Annotated in this window: 10 protein-coding genes; 1 reads left to right on the top strand and 9 read right to left on the bottom strand. The window is 70.4% G+C overall.

Annotation, left to right across the window (positions count from 1 at the left end):
• Nucleotides 1-23 precede the first annotated feature (23 nt).
• The 6 genes from ABZ208_RS00150 to ABZ208_RS00125 form a co-directional block, all read right to left on the bottom strand.
• Nucleotides 24-1,712: a beta-N-acetylhexosaminidase gene (locus ABZ208_RS00150; RefSeq protein ID WP_356907301.1), complete on the bottom strand. Its 1,689-nt coding sequence runs from the start codon at nt 1,710-1,712 to the stop codon at nt 24-26.
• 4 nt (nt 1,713-1,716) lie between these two features.
• A complete protein-coding gene (locus ABZ208_RS00145) occupies nt 1,717-2,568 on the bottom strand; it encodes a carbohydrate ABC transporter permease (protein WP_356907300.1) in 852 nt (283 codons plus the stop codon).
• Complete coding sequence (locus ABZ208_RS00140) at nt 2,565-3,527, bottom strand: sugar ABC transporter permease (protein ID WP_356907299.1); 963 nt, start codon at nt 3,525-3,527, stop codon at nt 2,565-2,567. The genes ABZ208_RS00145 and ABZ208_RS00140 overlap by 4 nt, the downstream gene beginning before the upstream one ends.
• A 23-nt stretch (nt 3,528-3,550) precedes the next feature.
• On the bottom strand, nt 3,551-4,855 hold the full coding sequence (locus ABZ208_RS00135; protein ID WP_356907298.1) for an extracellular solute-binding protein: 1,305 nt from the start codon (nt 4,853-4,855) through the stop codon (nt 3,551-3,553).
• A 237-nt stretch (nt 4,856-5,092) separates the two neighbouring features.
• Complete coding sequence (locus ABZ208_RS00130; protein WP_328400063.1) at nt 5,093-5,383, bottom strand: DUF3039 domain-containing protein; 291 nt, start codon at nt 5,381-5,383, stop codon at nt 5,093-5,095.
• Between the two features lie 77 nt (nt 5,384-5,460).
• Nucleotides 5,461-6,021 carry a YqgE/AlgH family protein gene (locus ABZ208_RS00125; RefSeq protein ID WP_328400061.1) on the bottom strand — a complete coding sequence of 187 codons (561 nt, stop codon included), beginning with the start codon at nt 6,019-6,021 and terminating at the stop codon, nt 5,461-5,463.
• A gap of 252 nt (nt 6,022-6,273) precedes the next feature.
• Here ABZ208_RS00125 and murA point away from each other — a divergent pair, with 252 nt between their 5' ends.
• Nucleotides 6,274-7,614 carry a UDP-N-acetylglucosamine 1-carboxyvinyltransferase gene (murA, locus tag ABZ208_RS00120; RefSeq protein ID WP_356907297.1) on the top strand — a complete coding sequence of 447 codons (1,341 nt, stop codon included), beginning with the start codon at nt 6,274-6,276 and terminating at the stop codon, nt 7,612-7,614.
• A gap of 535 nt (nt 7,615-8,149) precedes the next feature.
• Here murA and ABZ208_RS00115 read toward each other — a convergent pair.
• The 3 genes from ABZ208_RS00115 to ABZ208_RS00105 all read right to left on the bottom strand — a co-directional run bounded on the left by ABZ208_RS00115 (nt 8,150) and on the right by ABZ208_RS00105 (nt 12,992).
• On the bottom strand, nt 8,150-8,431 hold the full coding sequence (locus ABZ208_RS00115; protein ID WP_328400057.1) for an HU family DNA-binding protein: 282 nt from the start codon (nt 8,429-8,431) through the stop codon (nt 8,150-8,152).
• Nucleotides 8,432-8,752: 321 nt separating this feature from the next.
• Nucleotides 8,753-10,186 carry an NAD-dependent malic enzyme gene (locus tag ABZ208_RS00110; RefSeq protein ID WP_356907296.1) on the bottom strand — a complete coding sequence of 478 codons (1,434 nt, stop codon included), beginning with the start codon at nt 10,184-10,186 and terminating at the stop codon, nt 8,753-8,755.
• A gap of 397 nt (nt 10,187-10,583) precedes the next feature.
• On the bottom strand, nt 10,584-12,992 hold the full coding sequence (locus tag ABZ208_RS00105) for a UvrD-helicase domain-containing protein (protein WP_356907295.1): 2,409 nt from the start codon (nt 12,990-12,992) through the stop codon (nt 10,584-10,586).
• Nucleotides 12,993-13,050 lie beyond the last annotated feature (58 nt).

Genomic DNA, 13,050 nt, shown 5'->3' with positions numbered 1-13,050 from the left:
TCACATCCCTCCTTGCACCGGGCTCACACGATCGGGGGCGCGCCCTCGATCGGGCGTCCGAGGCTCCCCGTCATTCCTTCGGGGGCAGGGCGCCGCTGCCACGGCAACGGGCCGCCGGGCGGACGGTAGTCGACACCGAGCGCGTCAAGGCGGGCGTAATGGACGGTCATTCGCCGCTCGAAGTCCGCGAAGTCGCGTTCCGCGGGTGCGGGCAGCCGGGACCAGGCGACCTCCGCGAAGGCGGCCAGGCGCGGGAAGACCTGGTAGTCGACGCGGGAGCGGTCCTGCATCACCTCGGTCCAGACATTGGCCTGCGTGCCGAGCACATGCGCGGCCGCCTCGGGCGCGAGGAACGGGGGTACCGGCTCGAAGCGGTAGACGTCCTCGAGGGTGCGGACATAGGCGATGGGCATGGGCTCGTCGTCCCCGGCGGCCTGGCGGTAGTCCAAGTACACGTGCTGCTCGGGGCACATGACGACGTCATGGCCGGCGGTGGCCGCATCGATGCCGCCCCGGTAGCCGCGCCAGGAGGAGACGGCGGCGCCGGGCGCGAGACCGCCCTGAAGGATCTCGTCCCAGCCGATGAGCCGCCGGCCGCGACCGGTCAGCCAGCGGTCGAAGTGCCGGACGAACCACGACTGCAGCTCGTCCTCGTCCGCCAGCCCGAGCTCGTTGATCCGGGCCTGGACGGCCGGTGACGCCTTCCACTGGTCCTTGGCGCACTCGTCGCCGCCGATGTGCACAAAGACGGACGGGAACAGGTCGAGGACCTCCTCCAGCACTCCCTCGTAGAAGCGCAGGGTGGTGTCGGTGGGGGCGAGTACGTTCTTGCTGACGCCCCAGGTGTCCCAGACCGTCAGGGAGGTTGTGTCGATGACGTCCGTGTTGCCCAGTTCCGGATATGCGGCGATGGCCGCCTGCGAGTGGCCGGGGATGTCGATCTCGGGGACGACGGTGATATGCCGCTCGGCGGCGTACGCGACGATCTCGCGGATGTCGTCCTGGGTGTAGTGACCGCCGTGCGGCTTCTCGTCCCACAGCGGCGACGCCCGGTGCCCGTACTTGGTGCGGGCCCGCCAGGCGCCGACCTCGGTGAGCCTCGGGTAGCGCTTGATCTCGATGCGCCAGCCCTGGTCGTCGGTGAGATGGAGATGGAGGACGTTGAGCTTGTGGGCGGCCATCAGATCGAGATGGCGCAGGACATCGTCCTTGGGCATGAAATGCCGTGACACGTCGAGCATGAGGCCGCGCCAGGCGAAGCGGGGGGCGTCATGGATGGTGACGGCGGGGACTTCCCACTCCTCCTTCCTGACGACGGGAGCCCGGCGGTAGGCGTCCGGACCGAGCAACTGACGGAAGGTCTGGGCACCCCAGAACACACCCGCCTCGCTCGCCCCGTCGATGGCGACGACGTAGCCGTCGGCGGTGAAGCGGTACGCCTCCGGGCCGCCGAGCTCGTCGGCGAGCGAGGGGATGATCCGCAGCAGGATGCGGTTCCAGTTGTCCGTGTGCGGCGGAAGCGGGTACCCGGTGGCCGCACCGACGGTGGCGCGCAGCCACTGCGCGACCCGCTCGGTGCCGGGGCCCGCCTGGATCTCGGTCTCCGCGTCGATGACGTATCCCGTGCCGCCGCCGGGCAGCGAGTCGGACAGCCGCACCGGAGCCGGAACAAGTCCCACCGCCGGTGTGGGGGCAGGGTGATGGTTGCTCATACCGTCAGTCCTTCACCGATCCGCCCAGCCCCGAGACCAGACGTCGCTGTACGAGTACGAAGAAGACGAGCACAGGAACAGTCATCACGGTCGACGCCGCCATGATGCCACCCCAGTCGTTCTCGTCCGGCTTGAAGAAGACCAGCAGCGCCATCGGAAGCGTGGACTGGGAGGTGTCGCTGATGATGAAGGACTTCGCGAACAGGAAGTCGTTCCACGTGGAGATGAACGAGAAGACGCTCGTCGCCACCAGCCCCGGGAAGACCAGCGGAAACAGAATCTGCCAGAGGAAGCGCGTACGGCTCGCGCCGTCCATGCAAGCGGCCTCCTCCAGCGCGTCAGGGACCGCCCTGACGAAGCCGCGCAGCATCCAGATCGCGAACGGCAGCGAGAAGGCGATGTGCGGAAGGATCAGCGCGCCGAGGGTGTTGAGCTGTCCGAAGTCCCGCATCAGGAAGAAGAGTGGGATGGTCAGCGCCTCGAGCGGCACCATCTGCGCGACCAGGAACATGATCAGAAGCGTGGTACGGAACCGGAAACGGAAGCGGGTCACGGCCGTCGCCGCGAGAAACGCGATCAGGGCGGAGGCGATGACGACCGCCCCGGCCACGAAGAGGCTGTTGAGGAAGTAGCGGCCGAATTCCTGCTGCTCGAAGACGCGGCGGAACGAGTCGAGGGACGGTGAAAGCGTCCATGGCCGGGGCGCGGTGGACTGGATCTCGCCCGCCGGTTTGAAGGCGGAAAGCACCATCCAGTAGAGCGGGAAGGCGACGGCGGCCGCGATGAGCAGGGCGGTCGCCTCCGCGGCGAGACGCCACGGCCGGCGCACGCGGACACGAGCGGAGAACGCGCTCACCATTCCTCCCCTTGGCGGCGAAGCAGCCGTAGATGGACCAAGGTGACCACCAGCAGGATCAGCAGCATGACGACGCCGATGGCCGCCCCCAGGCTGTACTGCGAGGACGCGAAGGCCTTTTGGTAGGCGTAGACATTGAGCACGAGATTCTGTCCGGCGATTCCTCCGCCGTTCGTCATCACATAGATCTGCGTGAAGACCTTGAAGTCCCAGATGACCGACTGAATGGTGACGACGACCAGAATGGGGCGGAGCATCGGCGCCATGACGGAGCGCCAGATGCGCCACTGCGAGGCACCGTCCAGGGACGCCGCCTCCAGCACCTCCCCGGGGATCGCCCTGATGCCCGCGTACACGGTCACCATCACAAAGGGGAACGAGCACCAGACGACCTCGAAGAGGACAAGGGCGAAGGCGCTGTAGCGCCCGTACGTCCAGGAGAAGTCGCCCAGTCCCAGCACCCGGTTCACCGGGCCGAAGTCGGGGTCGAAGAGGAACACCCAGACGGTGGAGCCGGTGATGGCCGGGGTCGCCCAGGCGCCGAGCGCGGCCAGCATCAGCGCGAGGCGCGGCACGGCCCGTATCCGTGTGAGCAGGACGGCCAGTGCGCAGCCGACCGCGAGGGTGGCGAGGACGCAGGCGGCCGCGAAGAGCACGGTCGCCGGCAGCACCTGCCGGAACTGGCCGTCCGCAAGGAGGGTCCGGTAGTTGCCGAGGCCCTGGAAGGTGGTGGGTTCGCCGCCGCTGACCTGGGCCTGGGTGTACTCCAGGACGGAGATCAGGCCGAGCTGGTAGATCGGGTAGACGAGCAGTCCGGCGAGCACCACCAGCGCGGGCGCGAGATACAGCCAGGGCGTCCAGGCGCCGGAGCGCCACGGCCGCGGGGCGTGGGACGTGCGGGCCGCCGCGGACCTGGCGGGGACCGCGGCCGGCTCGGCCGCGGTGGCGTTGTGCGTCATCGCGCTTCGCCTGCCCGGGCCGCTCAGCCCGCGTCCGCGAATGCGGCGTCCATCTTCTTCGCGGCGTCGGCGGAGGCCCTCGCCACGTCCTTCTTGCCGCTGACGACCTCCTGGAACATGGTCGGCAGGACGAGCGAGGCGTCGATCTGCCCCCAGGCCGGGGAGGCCGGAACGAACTTGGCGCCCGCGCCCAGCGTCTCGATGAAGGGCTTCACGAACGGCTCCTTCTGCGCCGCCTCGGCCCGTACGTCGGTGTACGTGGGCAGGAACCCCATCGCGTCGAACAGCTCGGCCTGGGTCTCCTTGCCCGCGAGCCGCTTCATCAGGTCGACGGCCAGCGTCCGGTGCGAACTGCTCTTGAGGACACCGAGGTTGTTGCCGCCGGCGAAGGCCGGGGCGATCTCGCCCGCCTTCAGGCCCGGCAGCGGCACGACGGCGTACGTGCCCTTGACCGCGCCGGCCTCGACCGCCTGGTGGCTGAAGTCGCCGCCGATCGCCATGGCGGCCTTGCCGGAGGCGAAGGCGGTGACGGTGGCGTTGCCGCCCATGGAGGCGCACTTGGCCGCCGGGCAGTTGTCGTCACCGAAGAGGGAGGCGTACGACGCGATGCCCTTCTGCGCGGCCGGACTGTCGATGGCCGCGGCGTAGGAGCCGCCGCTCTCCTCGGCCAGTTCGCCGCCGTTGGCCCAGATGAAGGGCATCGCGCCGTAGGTGTACGCGCCGCCGACCGCGAGCCCGTACATTCCGGGCTTCGCCCTGTGGATCCTCTTTGCGGTGGTGATCAGTTCGGCCTGGGTCCTGGGCGGCTCGATCCCCAGGTCCTTGAAGACGTCGGTGCGGTAGTAGAGGGCGCGGACGCCGACGAACAGCGGCGCGCCGTAGACCTTGGTGCCGACGGTGACCGACTGCCGGGCGGTCGGGTCGGTGTCCTCGGCCTCGTCCCAGGCGTCGAACTCGGCGCTGATGTCCGCGAGTCCGCCGTCCTTGACGTACCCGGCGGTGTCGGTGTTGCCGTACTCGATCAGATCCGGGGCGCTCTTCGGGTCGTTGAAGGCGGCCTTGATCCGCTGGGCGCGGGTTTCGACGGGGATGTACTCGACCTCCGCCTTCGCGCCCTTGTGCGCCTTCTCGAAGGCGGTCACGGCGGCGTCGACGACCTGTTCCTTCGGCTGGTTGCTGACCTCCTGGAAGAGCCAGACCCGCAGCGTGCCGCTCTTGTCGTCCTGCTTGGCGCCGGTGTCGGAGGTCTGAGGGGCGCAGGCCACCCCGGTGAGGGCCGCCAGCGCAAGGGCCGCGACGGGGGAGGCAATTCGGGCGATGAGCTTCATGCTGGGTCCCCTACGAATCGGCGTTGCAACATATGCAACGAGTGTTTCGCACTGCACAACACGCAGGAGGCTAGAGCCGCACCCGCGGGCCGTACAAGAGGTCTCAACCACTCTGTGGCCGGTGGCCGCACCCCGCGCAACGCGAACGGCCCGCTGGACACGGAAAACGGCCCCCGGGGCACGCTGCATGCGTGCCCCGGGGGCCGTGAGCCGTCGGGCGTTGCCGTGAAGCCCGGGCTACTTCTTGTCCTTGCCGCCCTTGTCACCCTTGTCGCCGCCGGAGCCCATGGAGTCGTAGATCTCCTTGCACATCGGGCAGACCGGGTACTTCTTGGGGTCGCGTCCGGGAACCCAGACCTTCCCGCACAGGGCCACCACGGGAGTGCCGTCGAGGGCACTCGCCATGATCTTGTCCTTCTGGACGTAATGGGCGAAGCGCTCGTGGTCGCCGTCGCCGTGCGACACCTGCGGCGTCGGTTCTACGAGGATCCCGGTGCCTGTCCCGCGCTCGGGCTCAAGAGTGCTCATGAGCTCCAAGGGTACCCACGCCCGGGGCGGTACGGGAGGAGGACCCCGCGGGGCGGGCTGCGCCGCCGGCGGGCCCGTCAGTTCAGACTCGGGTCGTCCGGATACGTCGCGAACATGGCCAGTTCACTGCGCTGGCGCCGCAGCACCGCACGCCACAGGCTCTCCGGGTTCGGTGACGAGACATCGCCGGGCTCCGACTCGACGACGTACCAGGCGCCGTCGGTCAGCTCGTCCTCCAGCTGCCCCGGGCCCCAGCCCGCGTACCCGGCGAAGATGCGCAGGGAGCCGAGGGCCGCCCCGAGCAGCTCCGGCGGCGCCTCCAGGTCCACCAGGCCGATCGCGCCGTACACCCGCCGCCAGCCGAGCGGCCCCTCGTCGCCGGGGATGACCGCGACGCCGAGCGCCGAATCGAGGGAGACCGGGCCCCCCTGGAAGACCACACCCGGCTCACCGGCCAGCCCGGCCCACGGCTCCAGGATGTCGCCCACGCCCACCGGGGTGGGCCTGTTCAGAACCACGCCGAGGGAGCCCTCGTCGTCGTGGTCGAGCAGCAGCACCACCGCGCGGTCGAAGTTCGGGTCCGCGAGGGCGGGTGTGGCGACGAGCAGCCGTCCTGTGAGCGAGGACACCTCGGTCATGCGAGACATGATCCCGCATCTTCGCCCTCTGCGGGGGGTGAGCGGCAGAGTGTGAGTGAGCGCAGCTCAGAGGGCGCCGGGCGCGAGCCCGGCCGGGAGGCCCGGCGGTGACCTTGCGCGAGCAAGGGGATACGGACCGTGTTGTACCGAATTCATTACGCCTGCGGTCTGTCCCAGCCCTACGGCGCAGGGGCACACGACCCTTACCCTTTTCTCTGGCCCCCTGCCCGACGACTCCGGAACGCGAGATTCATGACCGGCACCGACGATGTACTGCTTGTCCACGGCGGCACCCCGCTGGAGGGCGAGATCCGCGTCCGCGGCGCGAAGAACCTCGTGCCCAAGGCGATGGTCGCCGCCCTGCTCGGCAGCGAGCCGAGCCGGCTGCGCAATGTGCCCGACATCCGTGATGTGCGTGTCGTCCGCGGGCTGCTCCAGCTGCACGGTGTGACCGTCCGCCCGGGCGAGGAGCCCGGTGAGCTGGTCCTCGACCCGACGCACGTGGAGAGCGCGAACGTCGCCGACATCGATGCCCACGCGGGCTCGTCGCGCATCCCGATCCTGTTCTGCGGGCCGCTGCTGCACCGTCTCGGCCACGCCTTCATCCCGGGCCTGGGCGGCTGCGACATCGGCGGCCGGCCGATCGACTTCCACTTCGACGTGCTGCGCCAGTTCGGCGCGACGATCGAGAAGCGGGCGGACGGCCAGTACCTGGAGGCCCCGCAGCGGCTGCGCGGCACCAAGATCCGGCTGCCGTACCCGTCCGTCGGCTCGACCGAGCAGGTGCTGCTGACGGCGGTGCTGGCCGAGGGCGTCACCGAGCTGACCAACGCGGCGGTGGAGCCGGAGATCGAGGACCTGATCTGCGTCCTGCAGAAAATGGGCGCGATCATCTCCGTGGACACCGACCGGACGATCCGGATCACCGGTGTCGACAAGCTCGGCGGATACACGCACCGCGCGCTCCCGGACCGGCTGGAGGCTGCCTCCTGGGCGTCGGCGGCACTGGCGACCGAGGGCAACATCTACGTGCGCGGCGCGCAGCAGCGCTCGATGATGACCTTCCTGAACACGTACCGGAAGGTCGGCGGCGCCTTCGAGATCGACGACGAGGGCATCCGCTTCTGGCACCCGGGCGGCCACCTGAAGTCGATCGCGCTCGAGACGGACGTGCACCCCGGCTTCCAGACCGACTGGCAGCAGCCCCTGGTGGTGGCACTGACGCAGGCGACGGGCCTGTCCATCGTCCACGAGACGGTGTACGAGTCGCGGCTCGGCTTCACCTCGGCACTGAACCAGATGGGTGCACACATCCAGCTGTACCGCGAGTGCCTGGGCGGCTCCCACTGCCGCTTCGGCCAGCGCAACTTCCTGCACTCGGCAGTCGTGTCGGGCCCGACGAAGCTCCAGGGCGCGGACCTGGTCATCCCGGACCTGCGCGGCGGGTTCTCGTACCTGATCGCGGCGCTGGCGGCGCAGGGGACGTCGCGTGTGCACGGTATCGACCTGATCAACCGCGGCTACGAGAACTTCATGGAGAAGCTCGAGAAGCTCGGCGCGAAGGTGGAGCTGCCGGGCGGCCCGATCGTCTGACCGGCACGACGCTCCGACGGCCCTCGCGGGTGTCCCGCGGGGGCCGTCGCGTATCTGCGGGGCGGGAGGCCGCCCTTCCCCCGGCCCTCTCCTAGGGCCCGGGGCCGTAGGAGGCACCCTCCGCGGCCCGGGCCGTAGAGGCGCCCTCTCCCCGGACCCGTACCGGAGGGACCGGCCGCATGTGAAGGGGTCGCGGCGCAGCTCGCCGACCTTGCCCTCGGCGGCGGCCTCCTCGGCGACGACGTCCGCGCCGAGGAAGACGCCGTGCCACCGGTCGAAGGGGTCACGTTCCGGCCGGGCCGCACGCAGCCGACCGCGGCCGGGCCGGGGGGCGCTGTTCACTCGGCCTCCGCCGCCGCAGCGGCGTCGAGGACGCTTCCCGGGGCCCCGGCCGAGCGCCCGGCACGGGCAGCCCTTGCGGCACGCAGGACGCCGGGGGCCCGGGCCGGCGCCCCGGGAAGGGGCTTCAGCGGGGCGTAGGCGCGCGAAAGGGCGGCCACCCGCACAGGTGGCCGCCCTTGGTGCTGCCGGAGGCTCAGTTGCCCTTGGCGGCTTCCTTGAGCTTCGAGCCCGCGGAGACCTTCACGCTGTAGCCGGCCGGGATCTGGATCGGGTCGCCGGTCTGCGGGTTACGAGCGGTGCGAGCGGCACGGTGGGTGCGCTCGAAGGTCAGGAAGCCGGGGATGGTGACCTTCTCGTCGCCCTTGGCGACGACCTCGCCGACGGTCTCGGCGAGAGCGGCCAGCACGGCGTCGGCGTCCTTGCGGGTCACCTCGGCGCGGTCGGCCAGCGCGGCCACCAGCTCACTGCGGTTCATGTTCTTACTCCCGTGTTCTTCTTGCCTGTGAGGCGTGAGATCGAAGCCGATGCTGCCAGGGCCCTTGGACAGTCCCCGGACCCGGGTCTGCTGTCAGACCCTCGCGCCCGAATACGCATCCTGCCCCCACCAGCGGCGGGAAAGCCAATCCGGCACCCTCCGGAGTCACACGAAAAGCGCCACTGCCTCGTCGTGGTGACGTTCCGTCTACTCCCCCGGAACTCATCGGAGCGACGGGCGGGGCGGACCGGGGGCCGCCGGCTCATGGTCCGCCACCCTAAGGGGGGGTTTGCGGCCCCGCGACCCGCGACGCGCCGTATGTCAGGCGGACGTGGGGCCTGTCACAGCCGCCCCTGCCGCCCTGGCCGCCTCGCGCACCGCGCCCGCGACCGCTCCCGCCACCTTGTCGTTGAAGACGGACGGAACGATGTAGTTCGGGTTGAGTTCGTCCTCGGACACGACGTTCGCGAGCGCGGTCGCGGCCGCGAGCATCATCTCGGTGTTGACGGTGCGGGACTGAGCGTCCAGCAGGCCGCGGAAGACGCCCGGGAAGACCAGCACGTTGTTGATCTGGTTGGGGAAGTCCGAGCGGCCGGTGGCCACAACTGCCGCCGTCTGGCGGGCGATTGCCGGGTCGATCTCGGGGTCGGGGTTCGCGAGCGCGAACACGATGGCGCCCTCCGCCATCGCCGCGACGTCGTCCGCGCCGAGCACGTTCGGGGCCGAGACGCCGATGAACACGTCCGCGCCGGCGACCGCTTCCTTGAGCGTGCCGGTGACGCCCTCGGGGTTGGTGTTGTCGGCGATCCAGCGCAGCGGCGTCCCGGGCGCGGCGTCCACCAGGTCCGCACGGCCCGCGTGCACGACACCGTGGATGTCGGCGACGACCGCGTGCTTGACGCCCGCGGCGATCAGCAGCTTGAGGATGGCCGTACCGGCCGCACCCGCACCGGACATGACCACCCGCACGTCCTCGATCGCCTTGCTCACCACGCGCAATGCGTTGGTCAGCGCGGCGAGCACGACGATCGCGGTGCCGTGCTGGTCGTCGTGGAAGACGGGGATGTCCAGGGCCTCACGCAGCCGCGCCTCGATCTCGAAGCAGCGGGGCGCGGAGATGTCCTCGAGATTGATGCCGGCGAAGCCGGGGGCGATCGCCTTGACGATCTCGACGATGGCGTCGGTGTCCTGGGTGTCCAGACACAGCGGCCAGGCGTCGATGCCGGCGAAGCGCTTGAAGAGGGCCGCCTTGCCCTCCATGACGGGCAGGGCGGCTTTGGGGCCGATGTTGCCGAGGCCGAGTACGGCGGACCCGTCGGTCACCACTGCAACGGAATTGCGCTTGATGGTGAGGCGGCGGGCGTCCTCGGGATTCTCGGCGATGGCCATGCAGACGCGGGCCACACCCGGGGTGTAGATCATCGAGAGATCGTCACGGTTGCGGATGGGGTGCTTGGACTGCATCTCGATCTTGCCGCCGAGGTGCATGAGGAACGTACGGTCGGAGACCTTGCCGAGGACGACGCCCTCGATCTTGCGCAGCTCCTCGACGATCTCGTCGGCGTGCGCGGTGGAGGAGGCGGCGATCGTGACATCTATCCGCAGCTTCTCGTGGCCGGATGCCGTCACGTCGAGGCCGGTCACGGAGCCGCCGTTGGACTCCACCGCCGTGGTGAGCTGGGAGACCGCGGTTCCGCTCGCGGGCACCTCCAGCCGGACCGTCATCGAGTACGAGACGCTGGGCGCCGTTGCCATGGCCGGGTTCCTCTGCTTTCCCTAGCTTCGTTGCTGTGCGGCGCCGTGGCCGGTGCCCGGCAGCGCCTTCCGATGGTGACACCTACCTGCCAGTAGCAGGTAATGCGGTCATTTAGTTTTCGGAAGTTCTTTTCCACCATACGAGATGCGCAGGTCAAGCAGAAGAGGCCCGCGTCACCGATGGGTGACGCGGGCCTCTCCCGTGTGGACGGAATGTCCGGATCAGGTGGCACCGACCCGCCATGCTCGCCTCGCGGCAAGTGGTCCCTCTGAGGGACGAAGGTTGGGCCCGGGGGCTTGGATCGGGCCGGTGCCACACCAAGGCTAACAAACCACCCCGGCAAGTGATTCCGACATCGCAGGTTGACTCCGCGTCAGTGGCCCCACGTGGTCCGCTTCAGTCCCGCAGCAGGTCCGGGATCCCGTTCTCGTCCGGCTTGTCGCGCGGGCCCGAGACCACCGTGAGCTGCTGCGTCGCCCGGGTCAGCGCCACGTAGAGCACCCGCAGCCCCGCAGACGACTCGTCCGCGATCTCCGCCGGCGAGGCGACCACCGTGGCGTCGTACTCGAGGCCCTTGGCCTCCAGCGACCCCAGCACCACCACGCGCTCGCCGAGCCCCGCCAGCCAACGTGCCGCCTGCTCGCGCCGGTTCATGGCGACGACGACACCGACGGTGCCCTCGACCTCGTCCAGCAGCCGCTGTACCTCGGCCCGCACGGTCCTGGCCAGGTCGCTGCCCTCCGGTACGGCGGCGAAGCGCGGCAGTACGCCCGTGGAGCGGACCGCGGACGGGGCGCGCATCCCGGGCATCGCGAGCTTGAGCACCTTGGCCGAGAGTGCGGCGATCTCGGCCGGGTTGCGGTAGTTGACGGTCAGCTCGAAGCGGCGCCGGGGCCGGGTGCCGAGCGCCTCGTCACGGGCCTCGGCCGCCTCGTCCGGGGACGGCCAGGACGACTGGGCGGGGTCCCCGACGACCGTCCAGGTGGCGTGCCTGCCCCGGCGGCCGACCATCCGCCACTGCATCGGCGTCAGATCCTGCGCCTCGTCGACGATGACATGCGCGTACTCGGTGCGCTCGGCCGCCAGCCGCTCCTGCCGCTCACGCTGGGTCTCCTCGCGCTGCGGCATGAGCTCCTCCAGACCGGTGAGCTGGTCCAGCGGGTCGAGCTCGCGCTTCTTGCGGGGGCGGGCCGGGGTGCCGAGCTGCGCCTGCAGTTCGTCGAGCAGCGCCACATCGTGCACGGACAGGGCGTCACGGCGCAGCGACCGGGCGAGTCTGCGCACCTCGCCCGGGTTGAGCACCCGGCGCGCCCAGCGGCCGAGACGCCGCTCGTCGGCCATCGCGGAGAGCACCGCGCGCGGGGTGAGCTCCGGCCACCACGCGTCGAGGAACTCGATGAAACTGTCCTCGCTCGTGACGTCCTCGTCGAAGGACGAGCGCAGCTCGGCGGCGAGCTCGGGGTCCGTGTAGGAGGAGGACGCAGCACGGCCGGTCGCGCCGGACTTGGCGTACAGGGCGTCCAGCAGCAGGCGCCGGGCGCGCGGGCGCAGCAGATTGACCGGCGCCGTCCCGCCGAGAACGTTGTGCCGGATGCGCTGCAGCTCGTCGGCCTCCAGCTCGAGCCGCCGCCCGAAGGCGACGACCCGCAGCCGGGTGGGCGACTCGGCGGGTACGGCCTGGGCCACGTCGTCCTCGCCGAGCGCGAGCTGCCCGCCGCGCCCGGCGGCAGCCGCACCCGTGGCGCCCCCGCCCGGAAGCTCCAGCGCGCCCCGTGCGGCCTTGCGCAGCACCTTGAGCATGCGCGACGACCCCTTGACGCGGGCGACCGCGGGATCGTCGTACGTCGTGGCCTCCACCCCGTCGACCAGCGAGCCGAGCGCGCGGATGGCGACCTGGCCCTCCTCGCCGAGCGACGGCAGCACGCCCTCGGTGTAGGCGACGAGCAGCGGGGTCGGGGAGACGATGAGGATGCCGCCCGCGTAGCGCCGGCGGTCCTGGTAGAGCAGATAGGCCGCACGGTGCAGGGCGACCGCCGTCTTGCCCGTACCGGGGCCGCCCTCGACCTGGGCGACCGACGCGGCGGGGGCGCGGATCACCAGGTCCTGCTCCGCCTGGATGGAGGCGACGATGTCACGCATGGTGTGGCTGCGGGCCTGGCCGAGCGCCGCCATCAGGGCACCGTCGCCGATGACCGGGAGCTCGGCGCCGTCCAGCGTGGCGGTCAGCTCCGGACGCATCAGGTCGTCCTCGACACCGAGGACCTTGCGCCCCTTGGAGCGGATGACCCGGCGGCGCACCACCCGTCCGGGGTCGACCGGGGTCGAGCGGTAGAAGGGGGCAGCGGCGGGGGCGCGCCAGTCGATGACCATGGGCGCGTAGTCGGAGTCGAGGACGCCGATCCGGCCGATGTGCAGGGTCTCGCCGATCTCGGCGGTGTTGTCCGGCCGTACGGCGTCGTCGGCGGGCTCGACGGAGGTGTACGCGCCGTCGGGGCCCTTCTTGCCGTCCTTGCCGTACAGCAGGTCGATACGGCCGAAGAGGAAGTCCTCGAACTCGCTGTTGAGACGGTTGAGGTGGATACCCGCGCGGAAGACCTGGGCGTCCCGCTCGGCGAGCGCGCCGGGAGTGCCGACCTGACCGCGCTGGGCGGCGTCGTGCATCAGGAATTCCGCCTCGTGGATCTTCTCCTCGAGGCGGCGGTACACCCTGTCGAGATGTTCCTGTTCGACACCGATCTCGCGGTCTCGCACCGTGTCGGCGGTCGAACCGATCACGGAATTCACAGCGGCATCCTGCGCGGCCACCGAGGCCCCCTTCTGACGTGCACTGGGCAGCCGTCAACCGTACGCGAAGGGGGCCGGT

The sequence above is a fragment of the Streptomyces sp. NPDC006208 genome (assembly GCF_040613775.1).
Taxonomy (GTDB): Bacteria; Actinomycetota; Actinomycetes; order Streptomycetales; family Streptomycetaceae; genus Streptomyces.
Note: the sequence above shows the minus strand (reverse complement) of the source record. Positions and strands in the feature narration are given on the sequence as shown.